This is a genomic window from Clavibacter sp. B3I6, from assembly GCF_030816895.1.
Lineage (GTDB): Bacteria > Actinomycetota > Actinomycetes > Actinomycetales > Microbacteriaceae > Clavibacter.
Map to the genome: position 1 here is coordinate 1,160,280 of NZ_JAUSYL010000001.1, position 24,521 is coordinate 1,184,800.

Consider the following 24,521-nt stretch of genomic DNA (forward strand, 5'->3'; position numbering starts at 1 on the left):
GGACCGCACCGCCTCCCCCGCACGCGACGACGCCGCCCGCCCCGAGGGGACGGACGGCGTCGGACGGGACCCCGCGGATCAGTACCGGTAGTGGTCGACCTTGTACGGGCCCTCGACGGCGACGCCGATGTAGGCGGCCTGCTCGGGACGGAGCTCGGTGAGCTCCACGCCGAGCGCGTCGAGGTGCAGGCGCGCGACCTTCTCGTCGAGGTGCTTCGGCAGCACGTACACGCCGATCGGGTACTGGTCGTTCCGGGCGTAGAGCTCGATCTGCGCGAGCACCTGGTTCGTGAACGAGTTGCTCATCACGAACGACGGGTGGCCCGTGGCGTTGCCGAGGTTCATGAGGCGGCCCTCGGACAGGACGAGCACGCTGCGGCCGGACGGCAGGCGCCACTCGTGCACCTGCGGCTTGATCTCGACCTTCTCGACGCCCGGGAGGCGCTCGAGGCCGGCCATGTCGATCTCGTTGTCGAAGTGGCCGACGTTGGCGATGATCGCCTGGTGCTTCATCCGCTCGATGTGCTCCACGCGGACGACGTCGACGTTGCCCGTGCCGGTGACGAGGATGTCGACGTGCTCGATGACAGACTCGAGGCGCGCGACCTGGTACCCGTCCATCGCGGCCTGCAGCGCGCAGATCGGGTCGACCTCGGAGACGATGACGCGCGCGCCCTGGCCGCGCAGGGCCTCGGCCGCGCCCTTGCCCACATCGCCGTAGCCGACGACGAACGCGACCTTGCCGCCGATGAGCGTGTCGGTGGCGCGGTTGAGGCCGTCGGGCAGCGAGTGGCGGATGCCGTACTTGTTGTCGAACTTGCTCTTCGTGACCGAGTCGTTGACGTTGATGGCCGGGAACAGCAGCTCGCCGTCGCGCGCCAGCTCGTACAGGCGGTGGACGCCCGTGGTGGTCTCCTCGGTGACGCCCTGGATGTCGGCGGCGCGGCGGGTCCAGCGGTCGCCGGACGCGGCGAGGCTGCGGCGCAGCGTGTCGAGGATGACGCGGTACTCGTGGCTCGCGTCAGCGGGGGTCTCCGGCACGGCCTGCGCGAGCTCGTACTCGCGGCCCTTGTGCACCAGGAGCGAGGCGTCGCCGCCGTCGTCGAGGATCATGTTCGGGCCCGTCCAGTCGGCGTCGACGGCCTGCGCCTCGCCCGACCAGTCGAAGATCTGCTCGGTGCACCACCAGTACTCCTCGAGCGTCTCGCCCTTCCAGGCGAAGACCGGCACGCCCGCGGGCGCCTCCGGCGTTCCCGCGCCGACGGCGACCGCCGCGGCGGCCTCGTCCTGCGTGGAGAAGATGTTGCAGCTCGCCCAGCGCACCTGCGCGCCGAGGGCGGTGAGGGTCTCGATGAGCACGGCCGTCTGCACGGTCATGTGGATGGATCCGGCGATGCGCGCGCCCGCGAGCGGCTGCGACGCGCCGAACTCCTCACGGAGGGCCATGAGGCCGGGCATCTCGTTCTCGGCGAGGCGGATCTGGTGGCGGCCGGACTCCGCGAGGGAGAGGTCGGCGACGCGGAAGGGCAGAGCGGTGGAGGTGGCGTCCGGGAGCAGGGTCATGCCACCAGTCTCGCATCCGCCGCGTGACGCCCGCCCGTGCGTGACGGGCGGGCGTCGGGCGGCTAGCGGAAGGACCGCAGGCGCAGGCTGTTCGTGACGACGAACACCGAGGAGAGCGCCATGGCGAGCCCCGCGACGAGCGGGTTGAGGAGGCCCAGCATGGCGACGGGGATCGCGGCGGCGTTGTAGGCGAAGGCCCAGAACAGGTTGCCGCGGATCGTGCCGAGGGTGCGGCGCGCGAGGCGCACGGCGTCGGCGACCAGCACGAGGTCGCCGCGGACGATCGTGATGTCGCCCGCCTCGATGGCCGCGTCGGTGCCCGTGCCCATCGCGATGCCGAGGTCGGCCTGCGCGAGCGCGGCGGCGTCGTTCACGCCGTCGCCGACCATCGCGACGACGCGCCCCTCGGACTGGAGCCGGCGTACCGCGTCGAGCTTGCCCTCGGGCAGGACGCCCGCGATGACCTCGTCGATCCCGACCTCGTCGGCGACGCGGCGGGCGGCCCCCGCGGTGTCGCCCGTGAGGAGGACCGGGCGGAGACCGAGCGCCAGGATCCGGCGGACGGCCTCGGCGCTCGTGGGCTTCACGGTGTCCGCGACCTGGAGGATCCCGCGCACCGCGCCGTCCCACGCGACGGCGACCACGGTGGATCCCTCGGCCTCGGCCGCGCGCAGCGCCTCGGCGAGCGTCGCGTCGGGCTCCGCGGCCCACTGCTCCGCGAGCCAGGCCGGGCGGCCGATCGCAACGGCATGGCCGTCGACCACGCCGTGGACGCCGAGGCCCGCCGTGGCGACGAAGCCCTCGACGGCGGGCAGGGATCCGGCCCCCGCCGCCTCGACGACGGCGCGCGCCACCGGGTGCTCGCTCCGCGCCTCGAGGGCGGCGGCGATACGCACGAGCTCGTCGGCGTCGACGCCCGCCGCGGGCACGGCCCGGACGAGCGACATGACGCCCGTGGTCACGGTGCCCGTCTTGTCGAGCAGCACGGTGTCGATCCGCCGGGTCGACTCGAGCACCTGCGGGCCGGTGATGAGGATCCCGAGCTGCGCGCCGCGTCCCGTGCCCACGAGGAGCGCGGTCGGGGTCGCGAGCCCGAGGGCGCACGGGCAGGCGATGATGAGCGTCGCCACGGCCGCGGTGAACGCGGCCTCGGGCGGGAAGCCGAGCAGCAGCCAGCCGACGAGGGTGCCGAGCGCGAGCACGAGCACGACCGGCACGAAGACGGCCGAAACGCGGTCGGCGAGGCGCTGGATCCGGGCCTTGCCGGTCTGCGCCTCCTCCACGAGGGCGGCCATGCGCGCGAGGCGGGTCTCCTCCCCCACGCGGGTGGCGCGCACGAGCAGGCGGCCGCCGGCGTTGAGGGTCGCGCCCGTGACATCGTCCCCGGGACAGACCTCCTCGGGCAGCGACTCGCCCGTGAGGAGGGACCGGTCGACCGCGCTCGCGCCGTCGACGACCACGCCGTCGGTGGCGATGCGCTCGCCGGGCCGCACGACGAACTCCTCGCCGACGCGGAGCGCGCCGATGGGGATCCGCCGCTCGACGCCGTCGCGCACGACGGCCACGTCCTTCGCGGCGAGGTCGAGGAGCGCGGCGAGGGCGGCGCCGGACGCGCGCGCGGCCCGCGCCTCGAGGTAGCGCCCGCCCAGGAGGAAGACGGTGACGGCGGCGGCGACCTCGAGGTAGATGTCCCCGGATCCTCCGCCGGGCTCGCCGACGAGGCTCATGGTCATGCGCATGCCGGGCGCCCCGGCGTCGCCGAGGAAGAGGGCGTACAGCGACCACAGGAAGGCGGCCGCGACGCCGATGCTCACCAGCGTGTCCATGCCGACGCCGCCGTGCCGCGCGCTGACGGCCGCGGCGCGGTGGAACGGCCAGGCGCCCCAGACAGCGACGGGCGCCGCGAGCGCGAGGGACAGCCACTGCCAGTCGTCGAACTGGAGCGCGGGGACCATCGCCATGAGGAACACGGGCACCGTGAGCGCGGTCGAGACGACGAGCCGCTGCCGGAGCGCGAGCTCGTCGGCGTCGGGGCGGCGCGCGGCCACCGCGTCGCCTGCGGCGGGAGCCGGGGAGGCGGGTGCCGCGGCTGCGCGGTCGGCGGCGGGAGCGTCGGCCGGTGCCGCGGACTCCGCGGGAGCCGCCGGGGTCGGGTCGAGGACAGGCGCGTCGAGCGCCGCCTCCGCCCCGCTCCCCCACGCCGCCCGCTCGGACGCGCGGTAGCCGGTCCGCTCGATGGTGCGGATCGCGTCCTCGACGCTCGTGCCCGCGGGCAGCTGCACGCGCGCGCGGTGGGTGGCGTAGTTCACGGCGGCCTCGACCCCGGGCATCCGCCCGAGCTTCCGCTCGATGCGCATGGCGCACGATGCGCACGTCATGCCCTGCACGTCGAGGTCGACGCGCGTGAGCACGGCGCCCTCCTCGGCGGCAGGCCCGTCAGGCGCGGCGGCGGCCGACGCCGTCGACGCGGTCACGGGGTCGGCCATGTCAGATCCCCGCGACGTAGCCGGCCTCGTCCACCGCGGCGCGGACGGCCGCGGGGTCGAGGGGGCCGTCGCTCTCGACGGTGACGGTGGAGGCGCCGCCGACGACGAGGTCGACGGCGACGGACGCGACGCCCGGCAGCTCGCCGACCTCCTCGGTGACGCTCGCGACGCAGTGCGCGCAGGTCATGCCGGTGACGGGGAATGCGGTGGTGGTCATGGGGTCTCCTTGTCGGTGGATGCGGGTGCGGCGGCGGGTCGGATCAGGACCGGACGAGCCGCGCGATGGCCGCGGAGGCCTCGCGCACCTTGTCGTCCGCGACCTGGCCGCCCTCGCGCGCGGCCTCGGCGAGGCAGTGGGCGAGGTGGTCGTCGAGCAGCTTGAGGGCGACGGTCTCCATGGCGCGCGTGACGGCCGAGACCTGCGTGAGCACGTCGATGCAGTACGTGTCGGACTCGACCATGCGCTCGATGCCGCGCACCTGGCCCTCCGCCCGACGGAGCCTCCGCAGGATGTCGTCCTTGCCCTCGCTGTACCCGACCATGGCGGCCACCTCCCTCTCGCGTCCATGGTACCCCCTGGGGGTATACGTGTACACCCCCGGGGGGTATCCGAGTCGGACCGGCGGGCGCACGACGACGCCGCGCCCCTCGAGGAGGGACGCGGCGTCGGCGGTGGTGCGGGCCTGCGGTCGGCCGGGGCGGTCAGCCCTGGCGGATCAGCCCCAGCAGCTCGTCGCGGAGGGCGGCCATGCGCTCCTCGGTGGAGGCCTCGACGTTCAGGCGCAGGAGGGGCTCGGTGTTGGACGGGCGGACGCTGAACCACCAGAAGGCGCCGTCGGCGCCCACGGGACCGTCGACCGTGAGGCCGTCGAGCTCGTCGAACTCGCCGCGGCCGCGGAACGCCTCGACGATGCGCTCGTACGCGGCGGGCACGTCGTCGACCGTGCTGTTGATCTCGCCCGACAGCGCGTACGGCGTGTAGCGCGCGGACAGGTCCGACATGAGGCCCTCGCTCTGGCCGAACTCGGCGAGGAGGTGCATGGCGGCGAGCATGCCGTTGTCGGCGCCCCAGAAGTCGCGGAAGTAGTAGTGCGCGGAGTGCTCGCCGCCGAAGACGGCGCCCGTGGCGGCCATCTGGTCCTTGATGAGCGAGTGGCCGACGCGCGTGCGGACCGCCGTGGCGCCCGCCGCCTCGATCGTCTCGGGCACGATGCGCGAGGTGATGAGGTTGTGCAGCACGGTGACCTCGTCGTCGGGCGACTGGGCCTTCACGCGCGAGATCTCGCGGAGCGCGACGATGGCGGCGACGGCGCTGGGCGTGACCGCCTGGCCCTCCTCGTCCACCACGAAGCAGCGGTCGGCGTCGCCGTCGAAGGCGAGCCCGAGGTCGGCGCCGTGCTCGACGACGGCCTTCTGCAGGTCGACGAGGTTCGCGGGCTCCAGCGGGTTCGCCTCGTGGTTGGGGAAGGTGCCGTCGAGCTCGAAGTAGAGCGGGATGATCTCGATGGGCAGCTCGGGGAGGCCGGCCGCCGTGCCGAGCACGGCGGGGACGGTCATGCCGCCCATGCCGTTGCCCGCGTCGACGACGACGCGGAGCGGGCGGATGCCGGAGAGGTCGACGAGCTGGCGCAGGTAGCCCGCGTAGTCGGCGAGGACGTCGCGCTCGCGCACCTCGCCCGCGGGCTCGACGGCGGCGATGCCGTCCGCCAGGAAGCCGATGGCGCGATCGCGGATGGCGGCGAGGCCCGTGTCGAGGCTGATGCCCTGCGCGCCCGCGCGGGAGAACTTGAGGCCGTTGTACGTGGCCGGGTTGTGGCTGGCGGTGAACATGACGGCGGGGGCGTGCAGGGATCCGGAGGCGTAGTACGTCTCGTCCGTGGAGCAGAGCCCGATGAGCAGCACGTGCGCGCCGCGGGCCGTGGCGCCCCGGGCGAAGGCCTGCGCGAAGGACGGCGAGGAGTCGCGCATGTCGTGGCCGACGACGATCTCGCTGCCGGCGGCGCCCAGCTCGTCGACGAAGCCGGCGCCGAGGGCCGTGACGAGCTCCTCCGTCAGCTGGCTGCCGACGAGACCTCTCACGTCGTAGGTCTTCACTATGGCGGTCAGCGTCTCGGCGGCAGAGGTCGTCATGCTCAGGAACCTACCTCACCGAGTACGCCGTGCCGGACGATCTGCCAGCCCTGCGGCGCCGACAGCCGCGCCGCGTGGCGGTCGCACAGGTCGTAGCTGTGGGGCTCGGAGTCGTGGCTGAGGGGACCGAGCACGGCCATGGAATCCGCGTACACGTACGTGAGGGTGGTCGTGGCGCCGCCGGTGCAGCCGACGCGGGAGCAGGGCCTGTTCGTCATGTCGGGCCCACACTACCGCCGACGCCGGGGCCGTACGATGGGGCCATGCCACGATCGCGCCGCCGGGGAGGCCACGTCTCCATCCGCGCATCCTGGCGGGATCGGCACGGCCGCGGCCTCCGCTCCCCCGTCACCGGGCCGGAGCTGCCCGTCCTCCGCACGCGGGCCGACCTGTTCGACGACATCGTCGCCTCCACCGCCGAGTACCTGCGCGGCCTCTGGCCGGACGAGCTCGAGCGCGTGTCCTTCGAGGTCGCCGCGCTGCCCGCCGAGAACAGCGAGCGGGACGGCATCGACCGCTGGACGGTGCTGCCGGACGAGCGCCGGGTCGTCTTCTACCGGCTGCCCATCGAGCGCCTGTCGCACCTGCACGAGGACGACGAGCACCACCAGCGCGCGCTCGTCGAGGGCTGCGTGTTCCGCGCGGTCGCCGAGCTGCTCGGCAAGGACCCGTGGGACCTCGCGCCCGACCGGTACGACCCGCACTAGCCGCGCGTCGCCTGCGCCGACCGCGGATCCCGAACGGGCGTCGGGCTTCGGGGCCCCGCCGCAGGACGGTGCGCTCCCGCGCGCGACCGCTCAGGGGTGGACGCGCAGCGGATCCGCGGCCGGCAGCACCGGCACCACGGGCAGCGCCGCCGAGCGCCCCGGCTCGGCGAGGGTCACGGTCGCCGTGAGCCCCGTCGCGCCCTCGAGCAGGTAGGTGCGGCCCTCCGTCACGGCCACGGAGGCGGCGGATCCGGCGGGCACCTCGATCGCGACCGGCTCGGAGCCGTCGGTCGGCCGCGCCGTGACGGAGGCCGCGGCGTCCCCCGCGTTCCGCAGGTGCAGCAGGGGCGCGGGTCCCGCGGGCACCGACACGAGGGCGTCGCGCGTGAGCGGCTCCGCCGACGGCAGCCAGGCGAAGTCCGTCGTGCCGCCCTCGGCCGCGCCGGACACGCTGCGCACGGCGGCGGTGACGGGCACCGAGCTCTGCACCGTGACCGCGTAGCGGCCGTCCGGCAGGTCGGCGACGGGCAGGTCGGTGGTCCGGCCGGCGTCGACCTGCACCGTGAAGGTGGTGCCGGTGCCGTCGGTGCCGTCCTCCGGGGCGACGCTCACGCTCACGTCCGCGTCGTCGGTCCCGGGGACGAGGACGCGCACGGCGGTCTCGCGGTCGGGGTCGGTCCCGGGGTCCGATCCCGCACCGGGCGCGGATCCGCCGTCCTCCGCGGGAGCGGGCTCGCCCTCGACGGGCGCGACGGGCGCGGAATCCGAGTCGATGCGGAGGCCGGTCATCGTGAGGGCGGTGGCGGGGGCGGCGGCCGGTCCGATCCAGTCGACGCCGCCCGCGAGGAGGCCGCGGACCGTGCTCTGCTCGAGCCGCGCGACGATCTGGCCGCCGCGGCTCCGCACGTGCACGGCGGGCGAGGCGAGGTCGGGCGCGAGGCCGGCGAGGCTGAGCACGCGGCGCGTGCCGGCGGGCACCGTGATGCCGCTCGCCCCGGGGGCGCTCACGGCGCCCTCCTCGCCGGAGATGGCGAGGTCGACGGTGGAGGAGACGCCCGACGGGTTGTCGAGCACGACGAAGGTGGTGCGGCCCGTGGTGGTGGCGCCGCCCACCAGCCAGGACTCCGCGGTGGCCTCGGCGCAGGACGCCGCGGCGAGCCCCGCGAGGTCGACCTCCGCGGTGGTCTGGGACGTGGCGCCGGCGAGGTCCGTGGGCACGCCGTCGACCGCGCCGGCGGCGGCGAGGACGGACGGCTCGGTGGAGGTCCCGCCCTCGACGTCGGGGGCTTGGACGCGGGAGGCGCGGATGTCGGGGCCGCCGGTCGCGGCGTCGGCGGTGGCGGATCCGCTCGTGGTCGCGGCGCCGCCCACGGCGACGGCGACGGTGGTGGACGCGGCGTCGGCCTCCGGCGGGCGGAGGACCGCGCCCGCGCAGACGCGCTGCTGGTCGGTGGCGACGGGGGTCACGAGCACGGAGGGCGCGCTCCGGTCGGCCGGCGCGGGCGGGAGGAGGAGCGCGCCGGTCACGACCGCGCCGAGCACGGCGACGCCGGCGATCCCGGTGGTCACGCGCGTCGCGATGCGCACGGCGTCACGCCTGGCCATCTGTCCTCCTGCGGTCGTCGTGGCTGCTGCGGTCGTCCGCGCCGCGGCCGTCGGCGCGGCCGTCGTCCGCGGGCGCGGTCACGACCGCGTCGTCGTCGCCCGGGCGGCGCTCGCCCGCCTGCGGGATGTCGCCGAAGGCCGCCTCCTCCACGCTCGAGCCGGTGGCCTCGTCGAGGTAGGCGGGGGTGCCCCGGTCGTCGTGCTCGGGGCGCGGCTCGTCGGCGTCCGCCGGCCGGGCGTCGGACGCGACGGCGGGCTCGCGGTAGGCGGGCAGCGGGCGGCTCCGCGCGGCCAGGCCGCCGGTCGGGATCGCGAGCAGCAGCGTGAGGGCGAAGACGAGCGCCTGGGCCGCGAGCACGGCGGCGCGGGCCGGGTCGTCGAGGTTGCCGGGCGCGGGGACCTCAGCGGCCAGGTCGTCGCTGCCGACGAAGCGCCAGAGGAGCCCGGCCTCGGTCTGCCCGACCGCGGTGAACACGGGGTCGTCGTCGAGGGCGGAGCGCGCGCGGTCGTGGACGGCCGCGTCCCGCGTGCCGACGGGCGGCGCCAGGAGGACGTAGCTGATCCCGAGGCGCCGCAGGTCGTCGGTGGCGTCGAGGCCGGACCGCGAGGAGACGTTGCCGGCGAGCTCCGCGACGCGGGTCTGCGTGGCGGTGAGGGGCCCGGTGGCGGTGTCGACGGTCGAGACCTGCTCGAGCGTGCGGCCGGCGCCGCGCTCGACGTCGGCCGCGAGCGATCCGTCGTCCCCCGCGCGGAGCACGAGCGTCCCGACGGCGGGATCCGTCGCCGCCTCCGCCACGACGAGGCCGGGCAGCGAGCTGTCGCCGCCGGCGCGCACCGCCGTGACGCCGGCGACGGCGGCCGAGACGAGCGGGAGCGCGAGGACCACGAGGGTCGCCGTCGCCACGAGCCCGGGGACCACCGACCGGCGCCCGAGGGTGGCGAAGCAGAGGACGAGCGCGCCGGCGAGGCCGAGCCAGAGCAGGCTGAGGCCCGATCCCGGCCACACGGCCACCGCCACCGCCCCGGTGGACTGCACCACGGTGCGCGCGGCCAGGACCGCGGTCGCGAAGCCGAGCACCGTCACGCCGAGCGCGAGGGCGGCCCGGTGCGACCCGCGGAGGAAGAGCGCCGCGACGGCGCCGAGCACGAGCGGCGCGACCAGCACCGCGACGACGACCAGGGGCACCGACGCGGGCAGCCCGAGCCCGAGGCCCTCGACGAAGGAGGTCCAGCCGCCGAGCCCGGAGGTCGGGAAGCCGAGCGCGAGGCCCGGCACGTCGGCCGGGGTGAAGGCCGCCGGCACGGCCGGGTCGGCGAGGAGGGCGAGCGGCTGGCCCTGCATCACGCGGTGCACGACGAGCGGCGCGACGAGCGCGAGGAGCGGCACCGGGATCGTGACGAGGCGTCCCGCGCGGCGGCCGGCTCGGATCGTCGCGACGAGCCAGAGCACCAGCAGGGCGGGCACGAGCGACGGCGCGCACGCGCCGACCGCGGCCAGCAGGATCCCCGCCACGGCGGAGGCCGACCACGAGCGCGGCGCCCGCAGCACGGCGAGCGCCAGCCACGGCAGGAGGAGGTGCGCGAGCACGGCCGGCAGGCGCCCGTCGCCGAGCGCGACGAGGAGGGTGGGCGCGAGGGTCCAGACGAGGGCCGCGAGGGCGCGGAGCCAGGCGTTGCGCGTGAGCTGCGCGGCGCAGAGCCACGCGGCGAGGGCCGCGAGCGGGAGGGCCGCCACGAACAGGCCGAGCACGGCGAGGGACGGCTCCCACGCGGTGACGCTGCCGAGCACGGCGAGCACGTACGCGAAGGGGTCGGAGGGCGCGACGGGTCCGGCACCCGATCCGCGCACGCCGATGCCCACCTGCGCCCACAGCGCGCCCGCGCTCGGGCCGAGCGGCAGGAGCTGCCCGCCCGTCAGCGCGGTGCCGGCGAGGCGCGGGAGCCACATGGCGGCGGCCACCAGGAGCGCCGCGAGGACCGTCCAGCCGCCGCCCGTGGCGAGGAACTCGACGCCGTCGGAGACGCCCATGTGCTCGACGCGGTACTGCTCGCGGGCGAGCGAGCGCCGCCGCCGGCCGACCGCGAGGGGCTGGCGGAGGGACGCGATGCTCGACCACGGCGCCGTCCGGGCGGCCGCGAGGCGGCGACGGCTGGCCCGGATCCGGCCGGGCGCGACGGCGACCCGCACGGCGGCGCCGATCTCGCCGGGCGCGGCGGTCGGGCGCTTGCGGAGCAGCTGCAGCAGCGCGCGGAGGATCGCGAGCGGCACGAGCGAGAGCCAGTGGACGGGGACGGCGGCCGGCGGCGCGTAGGCGAGCCGGCGGTGCAGCTGGGCCTGCCGGCGGAGCCGACGACGGCGACGCCGCGGCGTGCGCCGGCCGAGGAACGCGGTGCCGGGGGCGGCGTCGCCCGCGGAGGCCACGCGCGCGGCCGGCACGACCACGACGCGGTGGCCGGCGAGGCGGGCGCGGACGCAGAGGTCGAGCGCGTCGTCGATCACCGGCAGCGCGTCGTCGAAGCCGCCGAGCTCGTCCCACAGGCGGTGCCTTACGAGCATGCCGCCCGCGGCCACGCCGAGGACGTCGCTCATCTCGTCGTACTGGGCCTGGTCGAGCTCGACGTCGACGACGGGCACGGCCGCGCCGAGCGTGGTGAGCGTGCGGCCGAGCTCGTGGATGTAGCCCGGGTGGTCCCACTCCATGAGCTTGGGGCCGGCCACCGCGACGCTCGGCGACGCCTCGACGGCGGCGAGCAGCCGTTCGAGCGCGTCGGGCGCGGGCGCGTTGTCGGCCGAGAGCAGCCAGAGGAGCTCGTGGTCGCCCCCGGGCGCGGGGATCACGCGGACGGCCTGGTCGACGGCCTGCCCGAAGGTCATCCGCGCAGGCGCCTGCACCATGCGGGTGGGCTCGGAGGCGGCGAGGAGGGCGGCGGACGCGTCGCGGGAGCCGAGGTCGACCGCGACCACCTGGTCCGGCCGCCGGGTCTGGGCGGCGAGCGCCTGGAGGGTCCGGTCGAGGAACTCCGCGCCCTCGTGGGCGACGAGGATCGCGGTTACTCGTGGCTGCATGACAGGGGAGACCCTACGTGGTGGGCGGTGGGGATCCGTCGCAGGCCGACGGCGCGGCGGAAGGCCGGGGCCGGGGCCGGGGGTCGGCCGCGCGGGCAGGCGGCCGGGTCAGACCGCGCGCTTGCGGAGCTTGCGGCGCTCGCGCTCGGAGAGGCCGCCCCAGATGCCGAAGCGCTCGTCGTTCTCCAGCGCGTACTCGAGGCACTCGCTGCGCACCTCGCACGAGCCGCAGATCTTCTTGGCGTCGCGGGTGGATCCGCCCTTCTCCGGGAAGAAGGCCTCGGGGTCGGTCTGCGCGCAGAGCGAGTCGGCCTGCCAGGCGAGCGGGTTGCCGTCGTCGACGGTGCGGACGCCCGGGACCCCGAGTCGGACGGGGTCGACGAACCAGTCGTCGGGGACTCCGGCGTGGTACTCAGGTAGTGCCATGTCACGATCTCCCCACGCGGCCGAGGCGCCCGGCCGGCCCCAGCTCATCGTCATAATTACACCGGTGTAACTCCACCGAGTCAAGCTGCGGAGGGTAAACCCTCAGCCCCTCCTCGAGGGTTGCGACGCGCCGCCGCTCGCCGTGGGCGCTAGTCCGCGACGCCGGCCTGGCGGGCCGTCCACGCGCTCGTCACCATGTCGTCCAGGGTGTGGCGCATGGCCCAGTCGATGTCGCGCGCGGCGAGCTCGCCGGAGGCGACGATGCGGGCCGGGTCGCCCGGTCGGCGGTCGTGCAGCTCCGGCTCGAACGCGATGCCGGTGGCCGACGCGATGGCCGTCATGATCTCGCGGACGCTGACCCCCGCGCCGCTGCCGAGGCAGTAGACGGGCTCGACGGGCTCCCCCGCCTCGAGCCGGCGGGCGGCCGCGACGTGCGAGGCGGCCAGGTCGACGACGTGGATGTAGTCCCGCACGCAGGTGCCGTCGGGCGTCGGGTAGTCGCCGCCGTTGATCCGGGGCGTGCGGCCGTCGCGCAGCGCCTCGAAGACGAGCGGGAAGAGGTTGTGGGGGCTGGTGTCGAAGTAGCCCTCCTCGCCGGATCCGACGACGTTGAAGTAGCGGAGCGACGCGTGGCGGAGGCCCGCGGCCACGCCCTGGTCGCGCAGCAGCCACTCGCCGATGAGCTTGGACTCGCCGTAGGGGGACTCGGGCGCCTTGGGCGTCCGCTCGTCCACGAGGTCGACGTCGGGCGTGCCGTAGACGGCGGCGGACGACGAGAACACGATGCTGTCGACGCCGGCCCGCTGCATCTCCTCGAGGAGCACGGCCGTCGCGGTGACGTTCTGCTCGTAGGTGTGGAGGGGCCGCTGCACGGAGACCCCGGCGTACTTGTAGCCCGCCACGTGCACGACGCCGCGGATGTCGCCCGAGCCGAGGATGCGCGCGAGGAGCTCCCGGTCGAGCACGGATCCGCGGTGGAACGGCACGTCCTCGGGCACGAACGACGCATGGCCGCTCGAGAGGTCGTCCAGCACGACGGTGTCGATCCCGGCCCGGGCGAACGCGGAGACGATGTGCGAACCGATGTAGCCGGCGCCGCCGGTGACCAACCATGTCATGCGGCAACCCTATCGACGGCTCCGGCGCCGCCCGTCACGCGCCGGCGCCGCCGTCCTCGTCGTCGACGTCGGCGGCGGACGGCGCGGGCGTCGTCGCGAGGAACGCCTCGCCCTCCCCCGTGACGACGAGCCGGCCCTCGTCCGGCGTGACGAACACGGCGTCGCCGCGCACGAGGTCGACCGAGGAGGACCGGCCGCGGATCGCGACGGCGCCCGCGGTGCAGAGCACGATGGCGGGGCCGTCGACCACGACGACGCTCGCGCCGGCGTCGTCCGGGGTCGCCTCGCGGGTCGCGGGGGCGATGCGCGCGAGCAGGAAGTCGGGGACGTCGGGCCGGTACAGCTCGACGCCCGGCGCCGCGTGCTCGGGCTCGAGGTACGGCACGGGCAGCGCCTGGAACTCGAGCACGTCGAGCAGCTCGGGGACGTCCACGTGCTTGGGCGTGAGACCGCCGCGCAGCACGTTGTCGGACGCGGCCATCAGCTCGATCCCGAGGCCGTCGAGGTAGGCGTGGATGTTGCCCGCGGGGAGGTAGAGCGCCTCGCCGCGGCGGAGGGTCACGCGGTTGAGGAGGAGCGACGTGACGATGCCGGCGTCGCCGGGGTAGGCCGCGGCGAGCTCGCGGACGGTGCGCATCTCGGTCGAGAACTCGCGGCACTGCCGGTCGGAGGCGAGGCTCGCGAGCAGCGTGACGCGGTCGACGAGGCGGCGCACCTCGGATCCGCCGCCCATCAGGAACGCGAAGACGTCGCGCAGCACGTCCGCCTCGGAGCCCGTGAGGCGGGAGAGGACGGCGCGGATGACGCCCGGGTCCGAGTCGGGGCCCGACGCGTCGAGCGTGAGCAGCAGCGTGAAGACCTGCCGGACCTCCGCGAGCGGCCGGAAGCCGCAGAGCGCGTGGAACTCGTCGCTGAGGGCGTAGATCAGCTCGGGCTTGTGCAGCGGGTCCTTGTAGTTGCGGTGCGGGGCGTCGATCGGGACCCCGCGCTCCTCCTCCTCGCGGAAGCCGCGGCGGGCCCGGTGCAGGTCGGGGTGCGCCTGGAGGGAGAGGGGCCCGCCCGCGGCGAGCACCTTGAGGAGGAACGGGAGGCCCGGGCCGTCGCCCGGCCGGAGGCCGTCGGCGAGCGGGCCGAGCGTGGTGGCCGGGTCCGCCTGGATCCAGTCGGCGAGCGTCGCCGCGCCGCCCGCGGTCGCCGGGTCGACGACGCGCGTCGGGGACCCGCCGTGCGCGCCCAGCCACAGCTCGGCCTCCGGTCCCCCGGACGGCTCGCGGCCGAGGAGCTCGGCGATGGCGGTGCGGGAACCCCAGGCGTAGTCGCGGGGGGTGTTGGCGAGGGACGTGAACACGGCTGATCCTGTCGGGCTTGGCGGCTACCTACAACGCCCGAGCGGGCGCGTCCTGTCCGGACGCGACCAAAGTACCAACCGATGCGGGCCCCTCCGGGACGCGGCCTACGCTCGGCGGCAGGCGCCCGGCCCCGCGGGTGCCGACGAGACGCAATGGAGCGAACGTGTCCCTCACCCCTCTCATCGGCGACTTCTACGGCTACGAGTCCCGGCTCGGCGACCGGGAGCGGGAGTCGCTCGCGGAGCTGCGCGCGTACCTCGAGGAGGAGGTGCGGCCCCGGGTCAACGGGCTCTGGGCGCGCGCCGAGTTCCCGCGGGACGTGGTCGGCGGCCTCGCCCGGCTCGGCGTGTTCGGCATGGCGTTCCCCGAGACGCGCCCCTTCGAGAACTCGGCCGTCTTCCGCGGCTGGGCGGCGCTCGAGCTCGGGCGCGTCGACGCGAGCATGGCCACCCTCGTCGGGATGCAGAGCGGCCTGGTGATGGGCAGCGTCGCGGTCACCGGGTCCCCCGAGCAGCGCGCCGAGTGGCTGCCCCGCCTCGCGTCGGGCGAGGTCCTCGGCTCCTTCGGCCTCACCGAGCCGCTGTCCGGATCCGACTCCGCGCGCGGGCTGCGCACCGTCGCGACCCGCCGCGGCGACGAGTGGAGCATCACGGGCGCCAAGCGCTGGATCGGCAACGGCACCATCAGCGACGTCACCGTGATCTGGGCCAAGGACGCCGACGACGGCCAGGTGAAGGGCTTCCTCGTCCCCAACGACTCCCCCGGCTTCCGGGCGACCCGCATCGAGGACAAGCAGGCGCTCCGCATCGTGCAGAACGCCGACATCGAGCTCGACGGCGTCATCGTGCCCGAGCGGAACCGCCTGCAGGGCGCGCGCTCCTTCGCCGACACCGCCAAGGTGCTGCGCCTCACGCGCGCGGAGGTGGCGTGGGCCGCCGTCGGGATCTCGGTCGGCGCCTACGAGGCCGCCGTCGCGTACACGGGCGAGCGGCACCAGTTCGGCAAGCCGCTCGGCGCGCACCAGCTGATCCAGGACCTCCTGGTCCGCAGCCTCGGCAACATCACGGCGTCCATCGGGCTGGTGACGCGCGCGTCGGAGATGGTGGACGAGGGCACGCAGTCCGACGAGCACTCCGCGCTCGCGAAGGCGTACGCGACGAGCCGCATGCGCGAGACGGTCGCGTGGTGCCGCGAGGCGTTCGGCGGCAACGGCATCGTGCTCGACTACGACGTGGCGCGCTTCTTCGCCGACGCGGAGGCCATCTACTCCTACGAGGGCACGCGCGAGATGAACACGCTGATCGTCGGCCGAGCCATCACCGGGCACGCCGCCTTCGTCTGAGGGACACCGGTCGGGCGCCGGAGCGGGCGGCGCGCCGGCCGTCCGGGGGGCGTCCGCGACCGGTCCCCCTCAGGCGGCGGGCGAGTCGGGCGAGGCCGGATACCCTGATGGGCATGCCCACCGACAGCCGCCGAGCCCTCCGAGGCTTCGCGACCTTCGTCCTCGTCACGACGTTCGCCGGTGACATGTGGCGCAACGGCCTGAGCTGGTGGGGCTTCGGCGCCGTCGCGCTCGCGATCCTCGTGACGTGCGTCACCCTGCTGGTCCGCTCCCGGCCCCTGCCGCGCCTGCGCGTCGTGCCGATCCCCCTGCTCGCGTTCACGGGGGTCGCGGTGCTGTCGATCGCGTGGTCGGAGTACCGGCCGGAGTCGGCCATCGGCGTGGCGATCCAGCTGTCCACCACCATCGCCGCGCTGACGATCGTCGTGCTGCTGTCGTGGGCGGAGATCGTGCAGGCGCTCGGGCGGGCGTTCCGCGTCGTCCTCGGGGTGTCGCTCGCCTTCGAGCTGGGGGTCGCCGTCCTCGTGCGGCAGCCGGTCATGCCGTTCTTCACCGACTACGGCCCCGATGCGCCCGCGGCCTTCGCGTGGTCCCGCGGCGAGCTGCTCAGCGGCGGCCGGATCCAGGGCGTCGTGGGCAACGCGAACCTGCTCGCGATGGTGGCGCTCCTCGGGCTCATCGTCTTCACGCTGCAGTACGCGGCGCGCACCGTCAGCCGCCGTCGCGCCGGCGCCTGGATCGCGGTGGCCCTCCTCGCGCTCGCCCTCACGGGCAGCTCCACGGTCCTCGTCGCGCTCGTCATGACGGGCGTGGTCGCGGCGCTCGCCCTGGTGGCGCGGCGGGTGGGCCTCCGCGGCCGGCTCGTGCTGGCGAGCGGCGTCGTCGTGGCCGCGGTGGTCGCCGCGGGCATCATGGTCACGCGCACGGCCGAGGTCTTCGAGCTCCTCGGCCGCTCCCCCGACCTCACCGGCCGGTTCGAGATCTGGGAGTCGGTGCTCCGTCTCGCCGGGCAGCATCCCGTCCTCGGGTGGGGCTGGATCGGCTACTGGGCACCGTGGGTGCACCCCTTCGAGGGCCTCGCGGTCCGCAGCGGCGTCACGTACCTGCAGGCGCACGACGCGTACCTCGACGTCCTGCTGCAGGTGGGCGCCGTGGGCCTCCTGGTCTTCGCCTGCTTCATCGTCACCACCTACGTCCGCTCCTGGTGGGCCGCCATCGACCGCCCGCAGCACCGCCGCGACCGCGTCGAGCCGTACTCCGTGCTCGCGCTGGCGCCGCTGCTGCTGATGACCGCCCTCGTCGTGCAGAGCCTCGCGGAGAGCCGGCTCCTCTACGAGGGCAACTGGCTGCTGCTGGTGGTCGTCGCCGTCGCCACCCGCACGCGCATGGTCGAGCGCGAGGACGTGCCCGGCCCGGTCGACTCGCGCCGCGCCGCGGTCCTGCCCGCGCGGGCGGGCACCCCCGTCGCGCATCTGCCCTCGCCCCTCGTGGGCGCGGCGCCCGCGGGGCCCACCCGCTCCGCGTCCCCGGCCGCAGCGCCGGATACCGCCCCCGCCCCGACGCGCACCGCGCCCGCCGATCCCGGCGTCGCCTGAGCCCGGCGGCCACCAGGTGCCCCGCCGACCGCGCGTGATCCCCGGCGCATGACGCTCCCCGCCCGCCTCCCGCTGCCGGAGCGCCTCCCCGACCTCCTCGGGTCGGCGCGCTTCTCCGCCGCGCTCACCCACTGCATCCTCGGCACGGCCGTCCTGTCGCACGCCATCCGGGCCACGGTCGGCTGGGCGGGGCTGATCGCGATCGTGACCGCGCTGGTCGCCATGGCCGCGGGATCGCTCGCGGCGAAGCGCGGCGACTGGGAGTGGCGCGGCCTGCTGCCCATCTCGCTGCTGCTGCTCGTCGGCTGGTGCGCCGCGACCCTGCTCTGGACGGCCTACCAGCCGGACGCCGTCGGCGGCGTGCTGCACCTCGCGGCCTCCGCCTTCCTCGCGGTGTACGTCGGCGTCGTGCGCGACCTCATCCAGATCGTGCGCGCCGCCGGCGACGTCCTCCGCCTGGTGCTCGTGTCCTCCCTCGCCCTCGAGGTGCTGGCCGGGCTGCTCATCGACGGCCCGATCCCCTTCCTCGGCATCCGCGGGGCGCTCGATCGCCTGGGCCCGGTCCAGGGGCTGCTCGGCGAGCGGAACGCCCTCGGGATCCTCGCGCTCGTCGCCGCCGTGACCTTCGCCGTCGAGCTGCTCACGCGGTCCGTGTCGCGCGGGCGCGGGGCCTTCTCGCTCGCGACGGCGCTCCTGGTGGCCTCGCTCACGCGCTCGTCGGTGATCCTCGGCACGTTCCTCGTCCTGGGCGTCGCCGCCCTCGCGATCCTCGGCCTCCGCCACCTCGCCCGCCAGGCCCGGCCGCTCGCCAACAGCGCGGTCCTCGTGCTCGCGGCGGTGGCGGCCGTGCTCGTCGTGGCGTTCCGCTCCCCCGTCCTGCAGATCCTGCAGGCGCGCCCGGACTACCTGCAGCGGGTCGCCCTGTGGCGCGAGATGCTCCGCCTCATCGACCTCAACACCATCGAGGGCTGGGGGTTCGTCGGCTTCTGGCGGCGCGACGCCTACCCGTACACGGCCCTCGACCTCGTGAGCCGGGGCGCGCAGGAATCGGGCCGCAACGCCTACCTCGACCTCTACCTGCAGGCCGGCCTCGTCGGCCTGGCGCTGTTCGCGGCGTTCTGCGCCCTCGCGCTCGGGCGCTCCTGGGTCCTCGCGACCACCAAGCGCGGGCTCGGCCACGTGTGGACGGCCCTCGTGCTCGTCGTGCTCCTCGTCGCGTCCCTCGCCGAGAGCGTCACGCTCGTGGAGTGGGGCTGGGTGCTGCTCGTCATCTGCGCGGTCAAGGCCGCCCAGGGCCGGAGCTGGCGGCACGGCCTGCCCGAGCACCGCCAGGTCGAGTGACGCGCGTCGGGCGATCGCCCGGCGGAGTGATCAGCGCACGGCCTCGTCGCGCGGTCGACGGAACGAGAAGAACTTGTGGCCCGTGTAGGTGGCCACGGTGATCACGATGGTCACGAGCACCTGCGCCACGATCGGCTCGAGCGGCGTGGTCTCGACCACGAGCGGCAGGAGCAGCATGTTGGCGAACAGCGGCATGAGGTTCACGAGCGTGTAGCGGGAGAAGTCGGGGATCAGGTTGCCGCTGACCTTGAACACCAGCTTCCGGTGCAGCGTGAACGCGATCGGCAGCTGCACCGCCCACGCGATGACCAGCACGAGCGGGTACGGGACCGCGTGGCCCCACAGCAGGTAGAACAGCGCGAACCAGGCGGTGCCGAGCACGGTGTTGAAGCCGCCGACGAGCAGGAACGCGACGCGCTCGTCCTTGATCAGCCGGAGGAGGAGGCCGGGAGCCGGCGCCTCCTCGCGGGGTGCCTCGACGCCGTCCGTGCCCTGCTCCATGTGCTCTCCTCGCCGCCCGGCGGACGCGACGGACGGCCGACGGGCCGCGCCGTGGTCGTCCGGTGCGGCCCCCACTGTATCCGTCGTCGGCTCGACGTCCGGCCCGGGGCGCCTCAGGCGGCCGCGCCGACCGGGATGCGCGCGAGAGCGCCGTCGCCGAGCGTGGTGATGGTCGGCGAGGCCGTCCCGGCCAGGGCGACCAGCCGCGCCCACGTGGTCACCGGACGCGCCTGCCCGCCCTGGAGGAGGAAGACCGAGGAGTCGGACGCGCTCTTGACGAACACGGATCCCTGGACCGTGCGGCCCACGGGGTCGAGCGCGCGGCACGTGGTGGGCACGAGGTCGCTGACGGGGAGGCCGGTGGATCCGGGGGCGGCCAGGGCGACGATCCCGCCCTGCGTCGCCAGGGACGTGACGCCGCCGCAGCGCACGAGCAGGGACAGGTTCTGCGCGGAGCGCGCGTACCCGTCCAGCGTCTGCTGCGGCACGACCGCGAACGACTCGCCGAGCCCGAGCTCCCGCGTGACGGCGAAGGACGGGACCCCCGCCTTCCGGTCGAGGCCGTCGATGAGGAACACGTCGGCTCCCGCCGGCGACTTCGCCAGCGTGCCCGGCTCGAGCGCCGTGTGCCCCACCGCGTACCTGCTCCCGACGTTCGCCCGCATGGTCGCGACGAACGGCGCGGCACCCGCGTTGAGGGCGACCAGCGCGGACCAGCTCGACACCGGGTGCTTGACGCCGCCGTCGAGGAGGTACGCGGTGCCGCTGCCGGGCAGGACGAAGAAGGCGGACATGTTCCCCGCCTGCGGGACGGCCGCCAGCTGCCTCGGATCCAGGTTCACGGCGTCGCCGCACCCGAATCCGTAGGACGCGACCAGCGCGCAGGACGTGAAGGCGTGCCGCCGATCGCCCTGCACGAGGCTGACGGTGCCGTCCGCGGGATCGCGCACGAGCTCGGACGCCGTGTTGCCCGTGGGCAGGGCGTCGAGGTACGACCGGGCGACGGTGCTGATCCCGCCCAGCGCCGACAGCGTCCGGTACACGCCGAAGTCGGTGACCGGGTGCTTCTGCCCGCCGCTGATGAGGTAGACGCTGTCGTCGGTGGCGGTCTTCGCGAACGCCGACACGGGTCCGTCCGACGTGCTCCCGAACCAGTCCGTGTACAGGCGCCAGAAGTTGCGGTTGCCGTACGCGGAGCAGGAGTCGCCCGTGCCGTAGAGGTTCGCGAGCGCGGCGCCGTTGGGGCGGTACGGCGTGTAGATGTAGAGGCCCGCCGTCGCCTGGTTGCGGATGGTCACCTGCGAGGACCCGCAGGACGCGTTGGGGTGCCAGAGGATGGTGTTGGCCCGACCCGCCTGGTAGTTCCAGCGCGTCGGCGTGGCCTGGTACACCTTGAACTGCCGTGCCGCGTTGTAGACCTGGTTGAAGAAGCCGTAGTAGGTCGAGTCGCAGTCCGCGGTGTCCGGGCAGCCGTAGCCGGTGGCGCTGCGGAACTGGCGGGCCGACGGGGTGCTGTCCGTGACGAGGCCCTGCTCCTTCTCGAGGAGCACGAGGAGGGCCGCCTGGCTGACCCCGCACGCGCGTCCCACCCAGTAGACGATGTCGGCGGCGCTGAGCCGGGAGGCCTGGAGGCTGGAGCACCGGGTGTCCCCGGAGCGGGAGGGGGTGTCCTCGACGTAGTTCGTGAGGCACACGTAGCCGGACGCGCATCGCGGCACCCGCGCCTGGAGGAACCCGGCGACGTCGGCACGCGACATGGCGCCGCCGTCGAAGAACTTCGCATCGCTGATGATCATGCCCGGATCGAAGTCGGCACCGGAGGCGGCTCGGGCGGGCTCCGCCGGCCCCCCGAGAGCGCCGGCCCCGACGAGCCCCGCGCCCAGGGCCAGCGCCCAGGCGGCCAGGCAGGCGATCAGCCGCGCTCGACGGCGCGCGCGCCGGTGGTCCACCCCGTTGTCGTCCACTGACATCCCCTCGCGTACTGCCGTGTGCTGCGATTCTCACACACGGGAGACGCCGGACGGACACCGGGAGGTGCCGGCCGCCGGCACGGGACCCCGGCGGGGCCCCGTGCCGATCCGGCGGTGGCTAGCGCTTCGTCCGCTTCCCCTCGGGCTGGTCGACGCCGAACGTCCGCGCCCAGGCCTCGGGGCTGGTGATCGTGGGCAGCGCCGCGCGGTACGCCGCCTTGAGCTGCGGCCACCTGCTCAGGATGCGCCAGCGGAGCACGACGCTCGTCCACAGCATGCGCCGGAACATCGCGGGATCCCGCCGGTGCAGGAGCGCGGCGGAGCCCTCCGCGTTGGACACGAGCACGCTGTCGAACTCGGGCACCACCCACCACCTGGCGTCCTCGAACGCGAGGTGGGCCTCGGGTGCGCGGCTGGCGGACGCGCTCAACGGGGAGAGCGCGTGACGCGCCACCGTCCGCGCGAGCCAGGCGAGCCGGACGATGCCCGCGGGCGCCGCGCTGCTGACCCGCCCGTGCGGCTTCTCGGGTGCCACGATCTCGGGGAGCGCGGCGCGGTCCCGGATGGGCACCCCGTCGCTGAAGCCCTGCGCGAGCTCGCGGGTGCGGGCGAGGCGCGTGACCATGTCCTGGTGCAGGCCGCGCGGCCCGCGGAGGATGTTCCGGTACGCCTCGTGCCGCGCGGCGAGCGCGAAGTACTGCATCGAGACGAGGTGCCGGACGTCCGTGGCGAGGTTGGCCGTGAGGAACCGGCCGCCGCGCTCGTACGGGGAGTGCAGCAGCGCCGCGATGAGGCGGTTGCGCGCGTGGAAGAAGGCCTGCCAGTCCTGCGAGTCGTCCTTGTCGACCCACGAGACGTGCCAGACGGCGGCGCCCGGGAGGGTGACGGTCGGCACGCCGACCTCCTTGGCGCGGAGCGCGTACTCCGCGTCGTCCCACTTGATGAAGACGGGCAGCGAGAGCCCGATCTCCTTGATGGTGGAGACGGGGATGAGGCACATCCACCAGCCGTTGTACTCGGCGTCGACGCGGCGGTGCATCCACCGGGTCTGGCGGAGGTTGGACGCGCTGAAGTCGTGGCGGGTCGGCGTGACGGGACCCCACATGAAGTTCCACATGTCGAAGCCCTCGGCGTACGCGTGGAGCTTGCTCTTGTCGTACATGTCGAACATGTGGCCGCCGACGATCGTGGGCGTGCGCGCGTAGTCCGCGAACTTCACCGCGCGGCGGATGCTCTCGGGCTCGAGCGTGATGTCGTCGTCCATGACGAGGACGTAGTCGCTCGCGCCCTCCTTGAGCGTCTCGTACATGCCGCGGGAGAAGCCGCCGGACCCGCCCAGGTTCGCCTGGTCGATGACCCGCAGCTTGTCGCCGAGCAGCTCCTGCGCACGGGGGAAGGCCGGCTGGTCCGCGACCTTCTGCGTTCCCTGGTCGGTGACGTAGACGTGGTCGAGGAGCGCCGCGACGTCGGGCTTCCCGCCGATGTCGGTGAGGAGCTTCACGCAGTACTCGGCGCGGTTGAGCGTCGTGATGGCGATGCTGACCGAGCCGGTGGCGCCCGATGTGGGCGCGGAGCCCGCGGGCGCGTACCAGCCGGCCTCGACGAGCGCGAAGTCGGCCTCCTCGCCCATGAGGTCGAACCAGTACCAGCCGCCGTCGGCGAAGTAGGTGAAGGGGAGCTCGAAACGCGAGGTGGCGGATCCGGAGACGGCGGCGCCGTCGACCTTCTGGATGACGCCGCGCGCGTTGGAGCGGTACACGATGACCTGGCCCTCGCCGCTGGTCTCGACCTCGAGCACGACGCCGTCGAGCGTGGTGCTCGCCCGCCAGTAGGAGGCGGGGAACGCGTTGAAGTACGTGCCGAACGAGACCTTGCGGCGGTGGGGCACCTGGAAGCCGCGGTCGCCCCGGATGGCGCTGATGATGCCCATGTCGCTGAGCCGCACGACCGCGTTGTGCGTGTCCGAGTCGACGACGCGCAGCGGCGAGCGGCGGCGCTTCTCGGGAGCGACGGGGATGCTCGTCCAGTAGTCGGCGTCCACGTAGAGCGGGACGATGTCCGGGTCGTGCTCGGACGGCAGGATGACGCGCTGGATGAGGTCGAGCTCGGCGGGAGCGCCCGCGAGGTCGGCGGCCATCAGGAGGCGTCCTTCGCGAGGACGGGCTTCAGCTTGTTCTCGTACATCGAGAGGGCCGCTCCGATCGCCATGTGCATGTCGAGGTACTGGTACGTGCCGAGGCGGCCGCCGAAGAAGACGCCCTCCTCCTGCTTCGCCAGCTCGCGGTACTTGAGCAGGCCCTCCCGGTCGGCCGCCGTGTTGACGGGGTAGTACGGCTCGTCGTCGCCCTCGGCGAAGCGCGAGTACTCGCGCATGATCACCGTCTTGTCGGCCGGGGCGTCGCGCTCCGGGTGGAAGTGGCGGAACTCGTGGATGCGCGTGTACGGCACGTCCGAGTCGGCGTAGTTCATGACGGGCGTGCCCTGGAAGTCGCCGACCGGGAGCACCTCGCGCTCGAAGTCGAGCGTGCGCCAGGAGAGGGCGCCCTCCGAGTAGCCGAAGTAGCGGTCGATGGCGCCCGTGTAGACGACGGGCACCGTGCCGACGACCGAGGCCCGGTTGACCTCCTGGGTCTCGTCGAAGAAGTCGGTCTCGAGGCGGACCTCGATGTTCGGGTGGTCGGCCATGCGCTCGAGCCACGCCGTGTAGCCCTGGACCGGCAGGCCCTCGTGGGTGTCGTTGAAGTAGCGGTTGTCGTACGTGTAGCGCACGGGGAGGCGGCTGATGACCTCGGCCGGCAGGTCCGTGGGATCCGTCTGCCACTGCTTCGCGGTGTAGTCGCGGATGAACGCCTCGTAGAGCGGGCGCCCGATGAGGGAGACGCCCTTCTCCTCGAGGTTCCGCGCCTCGCCGGCGTCGAGCTCGGAGGCCTGCTCGGCGATGAGGTCGCGCGCCGCCTGCGGGCCGTGCGCCGAGCGGAAGAACTGGTTGATCGTGCCGAGGTTGATCGGCAGCGGGAAGACCTCCCCGCGGTGCTCGGTGTAGACGCGGTGCACGTAGGGCGTGAAGTCCGTGAAGCGGTTGACGTACTCCCACACCGTCTCGTTGGAGGTGTGGAAGAGGTGGGCCCCGTAGCGGTGCACCTCGATGCCGGTCTCCGGGTCCTTCTCGCTGTACGCGTTGCCGCCGATGTGGTCGCGGCGATCGATGACGAGGACCTTGAGACCCAGCTCCTCGGCGACGCGCTCCGCGATCGTGAGTCCGAAGAAACCGGATCCGACCACTACGAGATCAGGGCTCATGGCACATTCCTTTGCTGGGGT

At 74.4% G+C, this 24,521-nt stretch carries 19 protein-coding genes; 4 read left to right on the forward strand and 15 right to left on the reverse strand.

Annotated features, from left to right (window positions below; genetic code table 11):
• Positions 1 to 78: 78 nt before the first annotated feature.
• From ahcY to QFZ62_RS05500, 6 genes are all read right to left on the reverse strand, one after another.
• A complete protein-coding gene (gene ahcY, locus QFZ62_RS05475; protein WP_307502713.1) occupies positions 79 to 1,563 on the reverse strand; it encodes an adenosylhomocysteinase in 1,485 nt (494 codons plus the stop codon).
• A gap of 62 nt (positions 1,564 to 1,625) precedes the next feature.
• Complete coding sequence (locus tag QFZ62_RS05480; protein WP_307502716.1) at positions 1,626 to 4,049, reverse strand: cation-translocating P-type ATPase; 2,424 nt, start codon at positions 4,047 to 4,049, stop codon at positions 1,626 to 1,628.
• Position 4,050: 1 nt separating this feature from the next.
• Positions 4,051 to 4,266 (reverse strand): heavy-metal-associated domain-containing protein, encoded by a 216-nt coding sequence (locus QFZ62_RS05485; protein WP_307502720.1) that lies wholly within the window; start codon positions 4,264 to 4,266, stop codon positions 4,051 to 4,053.
• Between the two features lie 43 nt (positions 4,267 to 4,309).
• A complete protein-coding gene (locus QFZ62_RS05490) occupies positions 4,310 to 4,591 on the reverse strand; it encodes a metal-sensitive transcriptional regulator (RefSeq protein WP_307502723.1) in 282 nt (93 codons plus the stop codon).
• Positions 4,592 to 4,751: 160 nt separating this feature from the next.
• The gene (locus tag QFZ62_RS05495; RefSeq protein ID WP_307502727.1) at positions 4,752 to 6,179 is read right to left on the reverse strand and encodes a phosphomannomutase/phosphoglucomutase; all 1,428 of its coding nucleotides are present in this window, start codon (positions 6,177 to 6,179) and stop codon (positions 4,752 to 4,754) included.
• 2 nt (positions 6,180 to 6,181) lie between these two features.
• Positions 6,182 to 6,397, reverse strand: a complete 216-nt coding sequence (locus tag QFZ62_RS05500; protein WP_012037719.1) for a DUF3499 family protein — start codon at positions 6,395 to 6,397, stop codon at positions 6,182 to 6,184.
• Positions 6,398 to 6,442: 45 nt separating this feature from the next.
• Between QFZ62_RS05500 and QFZ62_RS05505 the strand changes: the two genes are divergently transcribed.
• Complete coding sequence (locus tag QFZ62_RS05505) at positions 6,443 to 6,886, forward strand: metallopeptidase family protein (protein ID WP_307502732.1); 444 nt, start codon at positions 6,443 to 6,445, stop codon at positions 6,884 to 6,886.
• A gap of 90 nt (positions 6,887 to 6,976) precedes the next feature.
• On the opposite strand, the gene QFZ62_RS05510 is transcribed toward QFZ62_RS05505, so the two are convergent.
• The 5 genes from QFZ62_RS05510 to manA form a co-directional block, all read right to left on the reverse strand.
• The gene (locus QFZ62_RS05510) at positions 6,977 to 8,491 is read right to left on the reverse strand and encodes a DUF5719 family protein (RefSeq protein ID WP_307502735.1); all 1,515 of its coding nucleotides are present in this window, start codon (positions 8,489 to 8,491) and stop codon (positions 6,977 to 6,979) included.
• On the reverse strand, positions 8,478 to 11,558 hold the full coding sequence (locus QFZ62_RS05515; RefSeq protein ID WP_307502738.1) for a glycosyltransferase: 3,081 nt from the start codon (positions 11,556 to 11,558) through the stop codon (positions 8,478 to 8,480). Before QFZ62_RS05515 ends, QFZ62_RS05510 begins: the two co-directional genes overlap by 14 nt.
• 108 nt (positions 11,559 to 11,666) lie before the next feature.
• Positions 11,667 to 11,984, reverse strand: coding sequence for a WhiB family transcriptional regulator (locus tag QFZ62_RS05520; protein ID WP_307502741.1), 318 nt, complete (start codon positions 11,982 to 11,984; stop codon positions 11,667 to 11,669).
• Positions 11,985 to 12,133: 149 nt separating this feature from the next.
• Positions 12,134 to 13,102, reverse strand: coding sequence for a UDP-glucose 4-epimerase GalE (galE, locus tag QFZ62_RS05525; RefSeq protein ID WP_307502743.1), 969 nt, complete (start codon positions 13,100 to 13,102; stop codon positions 12,134 to 12,136).
• Positions 13,103 to 13,136: 34 nt separating this feature from the next.
• On the reverse strand, positions 13,137 to 14,450 hold the full coding sequence (gene manA, locus QFZ62_RS05530) for a mannose-6-phosphate isomerase, class I (RefSeq protein WP_307502745.1): 1,314 nt from the start codon (positions 14,448 to 14,450) through the stop codon (positions 13,137 to 13,139).
• A gap of 164 nt (positions 14,451 to 14,614) precedes the next feature.
• Here manA and QFZ62_RS05535 point away from each other — a divergent pair, with 164 nt between their 5' ends.
• From QFZ62_RS05535 to QFZ62_RS05545, 3 genes are all read left to right on the forward strand, one after another.
• Complete coding sequence (locus QFZ62_RS05535; RefSeq protein WP_307502747.1) at positions 14,615 to 15,793, forward strand: acyl-CoA dehydrogenase family protein; 1,179 nt, start codon at positions 14,615 to 14,617, stop codon at positions 15,791 to 15,793.
• Between the two features lie 113 nt (positions 15,794 to 15,906).
• Positions 15,907 to 17,388, forward strand: a complete 1,482-nt coding sequence (locus QFZ62_RS05540) for an O-antigen ligase (protein WP_307502750.1) — start codon at positions 15,907 to 15,909, stop codon at positions 17,386 to 17,388.
• A 48-nt stretch (positions 17,389 to 17,436) separates the two neighbouring features.
• Complete coding sequence (locus QFZ62_RS05545; protein ID WP_307502753.1) at positions 17,437 to 18,729, forward strand: O-antigen ligase family protein; 1,293 nt, start codon at positions 17,437 to 17,439, stop codon at positions 18,727 to 18,729.
• A 30-nt stretch (positions 18,730 to 18,759) separates the two neighbouring features.
• Here the strand turns inward: QFZ62_RS05545 and QFZ62_RS05550 are convergent, their stop codons facing one another.
• The 4 genes from QFZ62_RS05550 to glf all read right to left on the reverse strand — a co-directional run bounded on the left by QFZ62_RS05550 (position 18,760) and on the right by glf (position 24,500).
• Positions 18,760 to 19,230: a GtrA family protein gene (locus tag QFZ62_RS05550; protein WP_307502757.1), complete on the reverse strand. Its 471-nt coding sequence runs from the start codon at positions 19,228 to 19,230 to the stop codon at positions 18,760 to 18,762.
• Positions 19,231 to 19,343: 113 nt separating this feature from the next.
• Entirely contained in the window at positions 19,344 to 21,026 is a 1,683-nt protein-coding gene (locus QFZ62_RS05555) for a hypothetical protein (protein WP_307502760.1), read from the reverse strand.
• A 292-nt stretch (positions 21,027 to 21,318) separates the two neighbouring features.
• Positions 21,319 to 23,337 carry a glycosyltransferase gene (locus QFZ62_RS05560; protein ID WP_307502763.1) on the reverse strand — a complete coding sequence of 673 codons (2,019 nt, stop codon included), beginning with the start codon at positions 23,335 to 23,337 and terminating at the stop codon, positions 21,319 to 21,321.
• Entirely contained in the window at positions 23,337 to 24,500 is a 1,164-nt protein-coding gene (glf, locus tag QFZ62_RS05565; RefSeq protein ID WP_307502766.1) for a UDP-galactopyranose mutase, read from the reverse strand. The genes QFZ62_RS05560 and glf overlap by 1 nt, the downstream gene beginning before the upstream one ends.
• Positions 24,501 to 24,521 lie beyond the last annotated feature (21 nt).